A 14,623-nucleotide genomic window follows, 5' to 3' on the forward strand; every position below is an offset into this window, starting at 1 on the left:
TTGTTGAGGGAAAATAATTCATAATTAGTGTCACTCGACTATAAATACACAGATAATTTTACTTGCCAAGTGATAGAGAGTAATTAACTCCCATATTTATGTACTACATATAATTAGAAATTAACCATGACTGTAGAAAAAATTCAAAAAGATGTGATTGTTAATGAATGTCCCACAAGTGTAACTATCACCTCGCAAGAATTAATTAAGGGTGAAATGTCACCAGAAGCTTGTGCTCTCGCAGTTAGTGCGGTGAAGACACATGGTTACGTCGTTTTAGAAAATGCCGTACCACATGAATGCTTGGATACTCTACATGAAAAAATAGATGAGGATACTAAAAAGCTTTTAGTTAACCCTAACTGGAACGCTATCGGCAGAGTTAAAGGACACTTACAACCATCGCCTCCTCGTTATGCTCCTTATGTTTTTCGAGAACTTATCAGTAATTCTTTTGCCGCACAGGTAACTAAGGAAGCATTTGGAGATAATACATTTATCAAGTCCTATAGTGCTAATGCTAACTGTCCGGACAGCAAATCCCAGCCAATTCATGTTGATGGTGATGATACAGCTTTAATTGTCAATATAGGTTTGACCGACATTACTGAGCACAATGGTAGTATTGAACTTTGGCCTGGAACACATTTAATTAGAGATGTTGGAACTAGAATTCCACCATCTGTATTTGAAGATCGTCGAAAAATTGCCCCACCAATTCGTGCAAATACTAAAAAAGGCAGCTTATTAATTAGGCATACACAAGTTTGGCACCGAGGAATGCCAAATTATTCTGGTAGAGTGAGACATATGATTGCGACTATGCACTACAAATACGGAAGCGATTTAGGGGAACCATTAAAATTTAACAAAGGATGTGAGGCAGAATTTGAAAATTCTATTTTGCACCCAAATGTCGAATTTACAGATCAAATCATCGATCTAACTCCCAAGGATTCTTTTTTTGGAATTTGTAAGGATACTTTGTTTCGCTTTTCCCCTGAGGCTTTCAACTTTGCAGCTAAGCTTTATCGAGGAACTTTAAAAAGAAAAGGATAAGTGTTAAATCAACAGCCTATTGGAAATTACTTTCACATATTGGTTTGCGCTCCAATAAATCCTTCAAATGTACAAACAAAAAGTGCAATTGGAGTGGTGATGCTGATTTTAATAGTGCAAGTATGATTTCCCTATTGGGGGCAGTCTGTAAGCATTCCTGGAGGTTCGTTTCTCAGATGTGTTATTAAGCCTAAGGCATTCAAGCCTGTTCAATTAACTATTTGGGATACAGGGCTACTGACAGCCTCCGGCTTCTAGCCCTGGGGTTGTTTACACCACAATGACACTATTGTTAGTTCTGTTATAGTATCGGAGCACAAAACCCACTTCTTTTAGGCGCAGGAGTCTCAATCTCTAATACCTATTACATTTAAATTCGACTGACAATAATTTTCTGCCTTCGATACTGAATGGACTTTTATCGAAGATCCTTTTCTGATAATAAATTCACTCAGACCTACATTAACCGGTCTATTGGGATCGATTGTTTTCCAGTGACTATCTTTTCCCCAGTCGTAGGTATATCCCAGTCTGGTCCATGGATAATTATTAGTCATCCATTGGTGGAAGAACCAGTATTTATATTTATTAGAAACAGACACAAACAGATTTGAGCGAGAAAAATCTAGCTCTGCTTCACGATCAGTAATTTCTGGATCTGGGGTAGGTCTAAATAAATATTTTGGCTCTACCCATATTTCTACTAGTTTGCGTCTTTGATTTTTTTCTGGTTTTTCTGGAGTTAACCCTAATAATTGGTTAATCCTGTAGGACAGAGTTACTTTGTTATTGATATTTTTAGTATTACTGTATTGGGTACAAAACTCTCTTAAATCTGGTACTGCTGTCACCCAGACATCTCTTTCAAGGGACATAGATTTACCGAGATTTTTTTCATATCCATTCCAGCTAGTCCAAGTCAACACTAGAACCCGACTATTAATATTTCCATCTTCCCATATAAGTTTTTTATTGTGTTCTACTATTGCTGTGAGATTTCTCCATATTTCTTCTGGTTCAGTTTTCTTGGTTTCTGCGAGCCCATCACAATAAGCTTTAGCCTCGGGGTAAATCGATTCAGGATATTTTTGATCGCATTTAGAATTTGCGAGTCTAGGCTCTGGAGTATTATTCTGTTTCGAATATGCAGGAAATGACGAAAACAAATATATACAAACTATATTGAGAGAAATTAAAGGCAATAAAACAAATAATAAGAGCTTATTATTTTTCATTTTTATATATGTGTTTCTGGTAGATATTTGCAGATGTATATTGACTGTTGATTTTTGATTCTTGTGCCTATTAAATTATCGAGAGTTTAATCATAGAGATTTTAATGTAAACGTTTTTACGGTTACTGTAATTAGGTTGCTCTTACATTTAAGCTCTTACATTTTATTGCTATAAAGTCTAAACACTGCAAGTAGCCCTGGTTTATAAGTCATATATTATACAAGTGAAGTGTAATTACGCAAAAACTTTACTGCTAAGTTGTTTAACTCCTGACGGTGTCTGAATATGAGCAACCACGTAAGGTGCAACATTTGCAGGAAGAGAAAAAAGTTCAACGCATTGGTCTGCACCTACGGACTGCAAAATAAATCTCAGCCAATCTACATTTGAATGATAAATTTCTAAGTTTTGTAAAAAACAACCCAAATCTGGATATCGATTGCTCGGGTGATTATCATTTCGCCATTCAATTAATGTGGGTAATATTCCTGCACCCGGAAGACTTCCATCATCTGGTACAGTAATCAGCCACTCAATATCACCACGATTCATAGATGCGATCGCACCAAAGTTAAATCTGCTTTGTTGTTGCAATGAGTTAATGTTAGGGGTGTTCACAACCCAAGTGAGTAACCTTGGTTGAAATTCAAGCTGAGCTTTAACAAAAGGATCGTCGAGTCCGAACCAGCGCGGTCGTTTAGGTGCTACAGCTTTGGGGTTGATAGCTATGACCTCAAGAAAAACTTCATTCCCCAACTGCATTAGGTGATTGTGGGTACCCATATGAAGATGCTCGCCACCTGGTGGTATATCAACACCCAAATAATCTTTAATATATTTAACGCCCTGTTCGAGGGTTGCAGCACCAATGACGATATGATCTAAACCTGTTTTCACTTGTCTGATTTTTTGTATAATAAATATTCTAAAAAATAAATTAGCATATTAGTTATTTAGCCCAAGATTAGATTACTACTTGCGCCCAACACACTCTACAAAAATATTTTCTTGATCGCAACCCGACCGATTTATTGTTTTTTTTTGCAGAAGCTCAAATTGTTAACTAGAAACTAACTGTCTTTAATTTAAGAATCAAATCTGTATCAAGATAATATAGGCGGTGGGTTACGACGCGATGATAAAGGCAACGAAAAAAAGACATTCTCTTGCGCGCCTAACACACCCTACAAAATTTTATTTTTTATTTATAAATACCCTAGAGAAGTGTTGAAATAATCAAACTTCTTAGTTTATAGACATAATTACCTATTACCCATTACCAATTATTTCCCCAAATTATTACAACTTCCATCCACACAATAAGTCGAATTATAAGTACTGCTGCGTTTACCAAAGAGCGTATAGCGATTATCTCGAACCTGCTCGTAAATGCGATCGCCAGTCCATTTCATTCCAGGTAAAGCACGATAAGCATCAACAAATATTTTACCAAGAGGTAACAAATGTCCAATTTCCTCTGCCGCATCACTTCCTTGCCAACGCTGTTGGGGATTTTCAGCATCAATTAAAATCATTCCCATATTACAATCGGCAGATGTAATTCCCCATTGTGACAAGGTTTCTTCATCTTGCATGGGAACATAACCGAATAAATTTCCCTGATCGAGATTTTCTAGGAATTGTACTAGGGTGACACAAAGATTGCAATTGCCGTCATAAATTACGTAATAATCCATAGATTTTAAATTTACCTTAATAAATGGTTAAGGAAGTTTTCGATTCAATTACATACATTTAAATATATTGTAAAAAAATTTATAAAAATATAGCGCTACACGCAAGTCAATATAACTTGCGATCGCGCTATTAGAGTTTACAGAGTTTCATCAGCGATAGCTTAGCTTACTGTACCTGGCTTTTTTGGTTTGATCGGCTGGGTTTGGGTTAGAACTTGTGCGCGTGCAGTACCTCCATCACGTCACAGAGATAGGCAATACCGGAATAATCGTCGAAAAACTGCGCTGCGACCTCATCCGAAATCTTCACAGCCATTTCCCGAGTGGGGGTGAGCACCTCGAACTTTATATTCGAATGGGTGTCGGAAACGCTGGGCTGTCCCGACGAGCGCACGTTGCGACTGCCTTTACCGCCAGCGTCCACCACGGTATAACCGGTAGCCCCGGCTTCGTCGATGATCTTGGCGATCTTGTTCAGCAATAACTTTTCCGTGACGATGACGAGCTTGCTGGCTTGCTTGGTCATTTTGATTACCTCTAGACGTGTGTATTCATTGAACTACATAAAAACTCAGGAAAACGGCATCTAGCTGCCGCGTTGGTCACCAGGCGAGGGGAACACCGGCAGACCACAAACCATGTGGGATCAATTGCCCATCAGCGCTTGGGCGAGTCCGATGAAGAGCGGTATTCCCAAGGCAAGCGCAACCGGCGTGCCGACGGCTGTGGACGAACCGATGTAGGCAGAGGGATTGGCTGATGGGATACCAGCTCGTAAAGTGGGTGGCCCTGAGATGTCTGAACTGGAGGCAGCAATGACGGCCAGAATCACTACACCACCAAGGCTAAATCCCGTGGTGATATGGGCAATCATACCGAAACCGAAGGCAATGAAGCCATGCAAAAGTGGTGCGACAAAGGCATATAGGGCATACCACTGACCCACCTTGCGCAGTTCACCAAGCCTTGTCGTAGCCTCCATACCCATTACCAGCATCAGTATCGAAAGCAGACCACGGAAGAGGGGATTGAAGAAGCTCTCATAGACACTTTCCGGCTGGGTTAGCACGCCTAGAGCGAGGCCGAGCAGCAGTGCCGATAGGGCGGAACCCTGGAGGCTTTCCTTGATGATGGGCCATATCTTGACCCGCTTGCCTGCGGTATCGCGCTTGGGATACCCGCTTGCGACAATATCCTGCTCCCCGAAATCACCTGCGGTACCGGGCTCCTCGCTGGGATGCCCGCCTGCGGTAACACGCTGCTTGCTGAGAGACTTCTGCTTGCTGAGATTCTCATCTGCGGTATCGCGCTGCTTGCGGATATAAATGCTGGCTAAGACGATCGCAGTCACGAGTGCAGGGATATCCATGAAGGGATAGAGTGCGGCTGCCCAGGGCTCATATTCGATGCTTTCCGTTTCCAATATCGTCAGGGCGGCGGCAAGGGTAGAGCCACTCACGGCACCGAACAAACCTGCGGTCGCAATGGCATCCACGGTTTTGACCTTCGGCAGCTTGGCCAACGTGTAGCGCCCAATGAACACGATAAGGATCCCCACTGCCATGGCGAACATTGCGGGCAACAACATCTGTGCTAGATTGGCATTGCGGATCGCAATGCCGCCGTTCAAGCCGACTTTTATGAGCAGCATGAAGACGATGAACTTATAGATTGCATCTGGAATTTGCAGTCTGCTATTGACGGCGGCAACGACCATACCACCAATCAGAAAGCCGAGTGTCGGGGACTGCAACTTATCTAGGAAGAGCTTCAAGAAATCGGACAAAAAATCCACGTTTAATTCCTCCTTAATTAAATATTAGGGGTCAGGACGGCAAGCTCCAGGCATCCGCAGCGACGATTCAACCCGTCACTAAGAATGCATTTGCATCCCGGTGCGTTGTATCCTGAAAGACAAGGTTTCGCTCCAAACAATATTTCCACAGTTGATAGTGTTACTTCTTTTACTAAATACTTGGACATCTAAAAGAAGTGGCACTTAGTCCTATAATGTGACTCTCCGAGAAAATTTGAATTTTATTAATCTTGAAACTTTTGTACGCAAAGCAGTGGCGGATTTATTTACTAATATAAAATCAAGCAATGCAAGAAATATATTAAATTGTGTTAATTTCTAAATTTTGCATTTTAAAATCCTTACCATCTGTAAATTTCAAGAAATCAGTAAAGTTTTCTGGTATTATTAAAAACCAGAAAGTGACATTATAGGGTTAGTTAAGAAATTGACATTTACAAGAAATTGACATTCAAATTACCAGGTGCAAGATGTGAGGTGAGGCATAGGCATTTGCCATTGACCCCCATCAATACCCCCACCTTGAGAACCAACAGTGACATTATCTCTGGCTGATGCCCAGTTTGCTTGTTTGGAAATTTCCACATCGATCATGCCATATTTGGTGAAAAACCCTCTTTCTTTCGCAATAACTAAAGGTGCAGCTTCAATAATCGGAATGTAATTCAGAACAACCTTAGTAGTTTCTGGCATCATTTCATGACTAATATCTGCTACTTCTATTTGTTCTGTAGCTGTTGCCCTACCAGACTCTGGAGGATTACCAAAAGCCTTGAGTGATACTGCGCTAAATCCAGATGCTGCAGCAGTTGTCAAAAATCTGCGACGCGAAAATTGAGATAAATCAGACATAAAACCCCCGAACAACCTATCTTTCTATAGATTGGCACTTAAATAAGTCCAATTAATATAGAAATTACAAAACAACTTATGGTTAAGTATTAGCGATATGAAGATAGATAAAAGCCTATGGTAAAAATATCTTTGTTCGTTTTTATCTATAGTATAAAATATACTCTAACTTAAAACCTTTTTTGATTAAAATTATTTATATAAAGTGAAATTTTTTCTTAGAATAAGTTTTTACTTGTAAAAAGATAGACTTTGTCAATATATATAAAATATGTTTATAGGGGATGGGGAACAGTGAACAGGGAACGGGGAACAAAGAACAGCGGTGCATTAGCAAAGCATCTCCCTCCGGGAGAACCCCGCAACAGAGCAAGTTGCATCCGGCGTAGCCACCCCGCAGGGTGGGAATGCGCACCAAGACAGGGAACAGATTTAAAGAACTCATGTGTGGTGGTATTTTTTGAAACTGGTATTGATTTTATAAGCGACAGAAAAATACCATTTAGATATGCCTAAATTTTTTGCTAGAAATACGACAGAGAATAACGCCGACACCGCAAGCTCTGTGGTATTTATACGGGAATTATATGTTTGTAAATTAGGATCTACTGAATAACTTTAAAACTCTTATCTTGTAAGCTTTTCAGGCTATTTTTGGAGAAAAAGTTCAAGATAATAAAAGTTCAAGATAATAGGGGTATAAGGCTTAAAAATCTTGCATTCCCAATCTTGCATTTTCAATTTATTGGAGTTCAAAAAAATGAAAATAATAAAGCTAAAACTGTTCCCTAGCAAAGGACTTTTTTAACAATAAGCCCTAAATTAAATAAGCCCCAAATTAAATATGATTGCAATATAAAGCCGTAGCAATGTTCCTCAAGTGAGATCTGGTGAACAAAGCACAATTCTCAAACCAAAACTCAAATCAGGGTCTGGAATCCTTTTGCTTCAGAATAAGGTTGTTGAATTTTTATTTTTTGTCCGCCAATAGTTGCAATATTTTTTCTTCAATAATTCTACTAATGACTTTGTTTCCTTGTAGATTTAAGTGGATATGGTCGTGATACAGAGATTTTGTATCCACAATTGAATTAAATATTGGCAGAAAATCTATATATTGGATATTTTGAGCTTTGGTAAATTCAGTTAGGCGATCGCGAGCTTTGATTTCGTAGTCGCGGGGACCGGGTTCACCCAATTCCCGTAATAAAGGGGTCATGAGCAATAAAAAATTAATTTGGGAGTTATCAGTAATTTGTTTGATTTTACTAATTGCTTCTAGATTTACCCCAACCCTATCGCCACCCTCTTGCTGAATCGCTTGTAGCTCTGGTATGGGCTTTTGCTGTACCAAATAACGGTTGATAATTTCTGCGACCGCTAATAGTGGTTTTTTATCTGGATAATTGCGATCCTGTCCTACAGGTAGTGAGGTAGGGGCTGTAGCAAATAAGTCGTCAGTATTAATTAATAAGATTACGGTTTGGGCGTTAAAGTTACCAAATGTTTGTAAGTAAGCCAATTCGTTTCTTGGACCCCAAGAATTAGCGGAAGCATTCAACACTTCAAAATGTTTGTAATTAGCAATTTCCTTTGCTTTTAAAGAATCCACCATCAGATTAGAAATAGTATTTTCTTGGTCTGTCCACCAACCACCATTTGCAATAGAGTCTCCTAGTAATAGCAAACGCAGAGTTAATTGTGGTGGTTTTTTATCTATGGATCTACCGCGCATAGAATATTGATTAATTTCAATGCGATTTCCAAAACGTCGAGTCTTTTGATTTGGTGCTAATAAATAACCAATTCGAGTATCACCAATGTATATTAAAGGATTACCAAAACCAAATATTAGTCTTAGTCCTACTTCCAATATTAGAAATAATCCGGCGATTGCAAACAATATTAGTAGTCCTATCTTCACCTTGGTACACCTAGGGAATATTGTAGAGCAATAAATTATACTCGCATTTGCTTAAAGTGTCTTAGACCTCTCCGGAAATTAAATATGTATAACCCAAAATCCTTGTAGAGATGTAGCATACTACGTCTCTACATTCTTTTCCGGAGATGTCTCTTGAGAAAAACAGTAGGAAACGAATCGATTAATTCGCGAAAAATATTTATAAATTGTTATACAGAAGAATTTAGGAAAGGAACTAAGAGTGGAATGCTCTTGATAGAGGCTCTTAGGTTATTAAAAGCATATATCGTTTTTTTAATACCTCGCTCCTCTGATGTCATATCAAAAGGATAAAACTGTTCTATATTTTTGGATTTCCCCTCGCAACAACTCCCACACCTCCCACACTCATTCTTAAATGCGATCGCCTTATGGAGTCTAACCTTGATTTGTAAAACTTCTCCAAATACCAAATACTACAAAACATTGTGGAGACGTAGCACCAGATGTCTTATACTACGTCTCCACAATGTTCGAAAAAACAACTAAGAAAATAAACACAGACAAACAGACTAAAGAGAACCCCCTGCGATCTCTTCCCTACAAATATTTTGTTGTGAAGAGCGAAGTTCGCTATCGTAGCTGGAATCTTGAGTACCAAGTAACTTATCCCAGAATGTGAAATACAGCCCGTAATGCACTTTATACTTACGGTGGTGCAATGAGTGATGGGTTGGTCCAATAAACCATTTCCCAAGCCAATTAGGAGGAAATGACGGATTAAATAAGCGAATTCCTAAATGGTTTAATACCGCCCATACGCTCATTGTTAACAGCGCAGCAATTAAAGGAATAAAATTTAGTGGTAAGACAAAGACTATAACAATAAAAAAAATTCCTTGTATAAATGCCTCAGGAAGATCGAAAGCAAATGATGTCCACGGTGTTACTTCCTTGGAAGCATGATGACCGTAATGCATCCACTTAAATAGCCGGGGATGATGAAAAATCCGATGTATAAAGTAAAAATAAGTATCTTGAAGAATAAGAACTATTAGAAAACTTATCCCTAAGTACCATAATCCATATTTGTCTATGGAACTGTACAAGAGTGTCTTTCCTGCATCGTATTCTAGCATGATAAATGCTGCACACAAAGCAAATACAACTCCAGAGATAACTGATAATTTGATATCCTTTCTCATGGAACGGGATGTTCGCGTTTTAGTATATAATTTCCGTGTTTCAGAGAATTTACTTGTAATGGAGTAAAAAAATAAGTATATTCCCCCAGCAAGAATAAAATATCGACTAAGAATAATTCCAAAGAAAGCAAGCCAATAATATAAAAGCTTGTTTTCAGTTAATAAAAGATTCTGTAGCAATTTAGTTAATTCCTATAATTAGGTTTTTGTTTATCATTTGTAAATTTTGGTCTTTCCCACCCCTTGAGGTAGAGACCCCGAGGTGGGAAGTTTTTGTCCCTCTTAATTTGCGATCGCAAATAATTTGTTTATCATCAAAACTCCTTCCAAGCTTTATTTTTGTAACCATATTGAAAAACTTCAGGATGTATGATTTCTGCCAATATCTCCAATGATTCTATCAATCTTGGTCCGGGACGATTAAAATAAGAATCCCCATCGGTAATGTATACTCTGCCACTTTTTACAGCGTGTAGTTCTTTCCATGTAGGTATTTTGCTTAATAACTCAGCTTCTTTGTGGGTTCGATTCAGATCGAAACCACAAGGCATAAATACAATTACATCAGGGTTCTTTTCCAAAAGATTCTCCCAATTTATTTTTCCAGAAGATTGACCATTTTGAGCAAATAAGGGTTTTCCTCCAGCGATGGTAACTAATTCCGGGATCCAATTGGCTGCGATCATTAATGGGTCTGTCCATTCAATACAAGCAACTGTTGGTAATAACTTATTTGGGCTGATTCCTTGAGTTTTATTCGCAACGATTTTGACTCTAGCTTCCAAATTTTCTAGTAGTTGTCGCGAGTCCATATCGAAAACACTTCCCACTCGCTCAATGTCAGTCCATACATCTTTAAGTACTTTGGGTTGTAACGAGATGACTTCAACGGAATTTTGGGCGAGTTGAGTAAGTACTTTTTCTACTTCAGAAAGACTGACAGCACAAACATCGCATTGATCCTGAGTTACAATATGCGTTGGTTTTAATCTTTCGATGACATCTGTCTTAACTTCATAAATACTAAGTGCCGATTGTAGTAAATTATTCACTTCACTATGAATTTCACTACTACTAACATCAGTATTTAAACGAGCAGAAGTACAAATTGGGCGATCTATAATTTCTGGTGGATAATCGCACTCATGGGAACGCCCTACAATTTTGCTTTTCAGACCTAATGCAGCTAGAATCTCGGTTGCACTGGGAATGAGGGAGATGATTCTGGTGTTGCTGTCTTCCATTAGTCGACCACCTTATTTTATTTGTTAAATTTTATTTGTTCAATTTTAATTGTGGCAAAATTCTGTGGAATAGGTTATCCTTCCGTGGTTGAAGCTATAAAAAATAAAACAAGAAAATCAAGAAAATATCGGATGCTAATAAGTAAGTTGGTTGGGCTGTTTTCTTTTGTCCATTTGTCTTGTCCCTTTATATATTCATTGTCTGGAACTCTGGATGTACAAGATTTGTCTGCTGAAATTATAGGTAGATAATTTATCAATGTTTTAGATGATGCCATCTTTACTCGTCAGGTGGCTCTATTGGTGGTTTTCATGATAGGTGAATCGTTTGAAGTTATTTTGTTATTTAACAAATCGCAAGAAGTTGAGCAGGATAAGGACTACAGTGACGATGTTTGTCCTGAAAGTTCACTGCTCGAGGAAAAATTGACGAAACAGCAGGAGATTCACCACCATAATAGGAGTCATTTAGCTAAATTACTCCAACCAGAAGCTTTTAACAGTGAATTTGCCTCTCAATTCCAGTTTAATGTAAGTTCATATGAAAACCCACAAGCTGTTTTAGATTTTTTTCAATCAAATGTTTTTAAATCAAAACAAACAGAAATTTTATTGTGGGAAAATTTTATACCAATACAAGAAAATTTAGAAATCATCTCCCAAATCTCCGATCAATTTCCCCATGTAGCAATAATAGCGGTGGGTGAAGCAGAGGAAGAGCTAGCTATTTTGCAAGTGTTGCAGCTAGGAGTACAAGATTACTTAGATTGGAGCGAGCTTACACCTAAAATATTTCGACGAAGTGTATTAAAGGGGATCAGTCGTCAGCAAAAACTTAACCAGAGACAAAAATTAATCGGTAATATCAAATCAGATTCAAACAATAACGAAGAGGTATATATTAATATTTTCAATCGTAATAAAAACGATCAATTTGTAAGTCATCAAATTACAAATCGTCAAATTACAAATAAAGAACGACCAATTAAATGGTATGACCTTTCAAATATTACCTTTGACGGCTTAATTATACTTAGTAGTAATATCATAGTTAATGCAAATCAAGTTTTTGCTTCCATGCTTGGACAGACCATTGACGATTTAATTGGTGCAAACTGCTTCGATTTAGTCGCAAAAGAATCGCAAAAATTATTCTGGGATCGTATAGTATCAAATTATTCAACCCCCTGGGAAACTAGTTTCGTAACCAAAGAAGGTACTAGCTTGTGTGTAGAAGTACAAATAAAACTTATTGATGATTCCCAAAAAGACTTAAAATTACTGGCACTTGGAGATATTACCCTACGCAAACAAGCAGAAGCTGACTTACAAAGACGTGAAAATTCACTACGTAAACAAAGCCAAACATTAGTACAACTTGCTAAAAGTAAAACTTTGTTGCAACAAGGAAATTTAAATGTTGCTCTTAGGGAAATAACAGAAGCTGCTGCAAAAACTTTAGAAGTAGAACGAATTAGTGTTTGGTTGTACGACCAAGATAATTCAAAGCTGGAATGTGTAAATTTATATGAATTCACTAAAAATTACCATTCCTGCGGTAAGGTCTTAGAACAAGAAAATTACCCCACTTATTTTCAAGCCTTAGCTACAGAAAGAACTATTAATCTTGCTGATGCTGCAAACGACCCTAAAACAGTAGAGTTAAAATCGTCTTATTTGCAGTTGCATAATATCTATTCAATACTCCACGCACAAATTTGGTTATGGGGACGTTTGGTGGGAGTTGTATCGTACGAGCATGTAGATAAGATACGATATTGGACTTTAGAAGAAGAAAATTTTGCTGCTTCAATTGCTGATTTTGTTTCTTTAGCTATTGAAGCTAGCGATCGCGCGACAACAGAAAAAGCATTGAGACGTTCTGAAGGAAAATTACGAGCAATTTTTGAACGTTCTTCCATTGGTATTGGACTCATTGATATGAGTACCAGAATAGTTGATGCGAATCCTGCTTTATGTTTGATGTTGGGATATTCCCACGATCAGATGTATGGTAAACGTTTTACTGATTATATTTCGCCAGATGAATTAAAAAGCGATCTGGAACTTTATCAACAACTAATAGCAGGAATGTGCGATCGCTTCGAAATGGAAAGACGTTTTGTACGTCGAGATGGAAGGATAGTTTGGACTTTTTTGAGTGTGTCTTTACTTCCAAGCACTGATGCAGAATCGAAGTTATTTTTAGCAATTATCGAAGATATTACCGAACGCAAACACACCGAACTGAAATTAAGACATAGTAAGGAAGCTGCAGAAGCAGGTAGTAGAGCAAAAAGTGAATTTTTGGCTACTATGAGTCATGAGCTACGTACCCCTTTAAACGCAATCATGGGTTTGTCTCAATTGTTACTACAAAATATCATGGGCGAGCTTAATGACAAACAAAAAGAATATGTAAGTTGCATTTATACTAGCGGAGAACATTTACTAGCGTTAATTAACGATATTTTAGATTTATCCAAAGTTGAAGCGGGTAGAGAAGAATTATTACTTGCACCTTTGGTGATTCAAGACCTGTGTCAAGTTGTTATCGCCACAGTTAGCGATCGCGCTCAAGAAAAAGGTTTGGAACTAATTTTAGATATAGATCCCCAAGCGAAAATCTGCATTGCTGACGAACGTAGAATGAAGCAAATGTTACTTAATTTGCTCACCAATGCCGTTAAGTTTACATCAAAGGGTAAAATTTCACTTTTAGTGAAAAAAGTTGGTAATGGTATAAATTTCATTGTTTCTGATACTGGGATTGGAATAGATTCGAGTCAATTCAAATCATTATTTGAGCCTTTTAAACAGTTAGATAGTCGTCTGAACCGTCATTATGAGGGTACGGGTTTGGGATTAGCACTTACGCGCAAGCTAATCCAGTTACATGGAGGAGAAATCACCTTAAAATCAAAGGTAGGTAAAGGTAGCAACTTCACTTTGTTTTTACCAGATAGAAACGTTAAAGATGAATGGGGAGCAATTTTACAAAATGATTTGGAAGAAGATGGAATCGATGATATCTCTACCAATTCATTATTGAGTGCGAGAACCAAGCGTATAGCGTTAATAGAAGATGAAGTGCATACTGCAAATTTATTACAAGATTATCTACAAACCTTTGGTTATCGAGTAGAACAATTCGATCCGGTAGAAGATTGTTTTGTGAAAATCAGAAGTTATCTACCGGATTTAATTTTGTTAAGTACGGAGTTGGAAGGAGACTATAATGGTTGGGATATATTTCTTCAATTACGCCAGCATCAAAGTTTGCAAGATTTACCTATCATAATTATGACACCGATGGGACAGTCGAAGGAATATCCAGAAAGTCTGCAAAGCGATCGAGCAAAAATGAAACTTTTAGCAGAAGCAGAGGAAACAGGTAAAATCGGTTATCTGAGCAAACCAATTAGAACGGTGCAGTTAGAATCAATTTTAATGCGTTATTTGAGTTCTTCGTAGTTAGTGCTCACTGATGAAAATATGGGAAGAAATAGATATGATATCGTGTCCGGTAAAACACTTCCGATAAGGTTCGTAGTAGCGCTTTAGCGCCAATATCTTTACTATGGCGCTAAAGCGCTACTACAAACAAACAT

General features: G+C 37.9%; 11 protein-coding genes and 1 pseudogene. 3 read left to right on the top strand and 9 right to left on the bottom strand.

The window, feature by feature from the left end; all coding sequences use genetic code 11:
- Positions 1-126: 126 nt before the first annotated feature.
- A complete protein-coding gene (locus QNJ50_RS18115; protein ID WP_300637744.1) occupies positions 127-1,059 on the top strand; it encodes a phytanoyl-CoA dioxygenase family protein in 933 nt (310 codons plus the stop codon).
- 347 nt (positions 1,060-1,406) lie between these two features.
- Here QNJ50_RS18115 and QNJ50_RS18120 read toward each other — a convergent pair whose 3' ends face one another.
- The 6 genes and pseudogenes from QNJ50_RS18120 to QNJ50_RS18145 all read right to left on the bottom strand — a co-directional run.
- The gene (locus tag QNJ50_RS18120; RefSeq protein WP_300637746.1) at positions 1,407-2,294 is read right to left on the bottom strand and encodes a hypothetical protein; all 888 of its coding nucleotides are present in this window, start codon (positions 2,292-2,294) and stop codon (positions 1,407-1,409) included.
- Positions 2,295-2,529: 235 nt separating this feature from the next.
- On the bottom strand, positions 2,530-3,192 hold the full coding sequence (locus tag QNJ50_RS18125) for a VOC family protein (protein WP_300637748.1): 663 nt from the start codon (positions 3,190-3,192) through the stop codon (positions 2,530-2,532).
- Positions 3,193-3,578: 386 nt separating this feature from the next.
- The gene (locus QNJ50_RS18130; RefSeq protein ID WP_300637750.1) at positions 3,579-3,992 is read right to left on the bottom strand and encodes a thiol-disulfide oxidoreductase DCC family protein; all 414 of its coding nucleotides are present in this window, start codon (positions 3,990-3,992) and stop codon (positions 3,579-3,581) included.
- A 208-nt stretch (positions 3,993-4,200) separates the two neighbouring features.
- Entirely contained in the window at positions 4,201-4,518 is a 318-nt protein-coding gene (locus QNJ50_RS18135; protein ID WP_300637752.1) for a hypothetical protein, read from the bottom strand.
- A gap of 120 nt (positions 4,519-4,638) precedes the next feature.
- Positions 4,639-5,787 (bottom strand): sodium-dependent bicarbonate transport family permease, encoded by a 1,149-nt coding sequence (locus QNJ50_RS18140; protein WP_300637754.1) that lies wholly within the window; start codon positions 5,785-5,787, stop codon positions 4,639-4,641.
- 495 nt (positions 5,788-6,282) lie between these two features.
- A pseudogene (locus QNJ50_RS18145) lies at positions 6,283-6,660 on the bottom strand (ABC transporter substrate-binding protein); the annotation flags it as partial.
- A 294-nt stretch (positions 6,661-6,954) separates the two neighbouring features.
- Between QNJ50_RS18145 and QNJ50_RS18150 the strand changes: the two are divergent.
- Positions 6,955-7,176, top strand: a complete 222-nt coding sequence (locus tag QNJ50_RS18150) for a hypothetical protein (protein ID WP_300637756.1) — start codon at positions 6,955-6,957, stop codon at positions 7,174-7,176.
- A gap of 454 nt (positions 7,177-7,630) precedes the next feature.
- Here the strand turns inward: QNJ50_RS18150 and QNJ50_RS18155 are convergent, their stop codons facing one another.
- The 3 genes from QNJ50_RS18155 to QNJ50_RS18165 all read right to left on the bottom strand — a co-directional run bounded on the left by QNJ50_RS18155 (position 7,631) and on the right by QNJ50_RS18165 (position 11,012).
- A complete protein-coding gene (locus QNJ50_RS18155; protein ID WP_300637758.1) occupies positions 7,631-8,584 on the bottom strand; it encodes an SGNH/GDSL hydrolase family protein in 954 nt (317 codons plus the stop codon).
- A gap of 551 nt (positions 8,585-9,135) precedes the next feature.
- The gene (locus tag QNJ50_RS18160; protein ID WP_366914286.1) at positions 9,136-9,768 is read right to left on the bottom strand and encodes a sterol desaturase family protein; all 633 of its coding nucleotides are present in this window, start codon (positions 9,766-9,768) and stop codon (positions 9,136-9,138) included.
- 314 nt (positions 9,769-10,082) lie between these two features.
- Positions 10,083-11,012, bottom strand: a complete 930-nt coding sequence (locus QNJ50_RS18165; protein ID WP_300637762.1) for a cobalamin-binding protein — start codon at positions 11,010-11,012, stop codon at positions 10,083-10,085.
- Between the two features lie 312 nt (positions 11,013-11,324).
- Between QNJ50_RS18165 and QNJ50_RS18170 the strand changes: the two genes are divergently transcribed.
- Positions 11,325-14,486 (top strand): PAS domain S-box protein, encoded by a 3,162-nt coding sequence (locus tag QNJ50_RS18170; protein WP_300637764.1) that lies wholly within the window; start codon positions 11,325-11,327, stop codon positions 14,484-14,486.
- Positions 14,487-14,623 lie beyond the last annotated feature (137 nt).

It is taken from the genome of Mastigocoleus sp. MO_188.B34, from assembly GCF_030065675.1.
In the GTDB taxonomy this organism is placed as follows: Bacteria; Cyanobacteriota; Cyanobacteriia; order Cyanobacteriales; family Nostocaceae; genus Mastigocoleus.

Bases quoted from the DNA above. Each gene is read 5' to 3' on its own strand.
- QNJ50_RS18115 (WP_300637744.1), top strand. From the start codon at position 127: ATGACTGTAGAAAAAATTCAAAAAGATGTGATTGTTAATGAATGTCCC.
- QNJ50_RS18120 (WP_300637746.1), bottom strand. From the start codon at position 2,294: ATGAAAAATAATAAGCTCTTATTATTTGTTTTATTGCCTTTAATTTCT.
- QNJ50_RS18130 (WP_300637750.1), bottom strand. From the start codon at position 3,992: ATGGATTATTACGTAATTTATGACGGCAATTGCAATCTTTGTGTCACC.
- QNJ50_RS18135 (WP_300637752.1), bottom strand. From the start codon at position 4,518: ATGACCAAGCAAGCCAGCAAGCTCGTCATCGTCACGGAAAAGTTATTG.
- QNJ50_RS18160 (WP_366914286.1), bottom strand. From the start codon at position 9,768: ATGAGAAAGGATATCAAATTATCAGTTATCTCTGGAGTTGTATTTGCT.
- QNJ50_RS18165 (WP_300637762.1), bottom strand. From the start codon at position 11,012: ATGGAAGACAGCAACACCAGAATCATCTCCCTCATTCCCAGTGCAACC.
- QNJ50_RS18170 (WP_300637764.1), top strand. From the start codon at position 11,325: ATGATAGGTGAATCGTTTGAAGTTATTTTGTTATTTAACAAATCGCAA.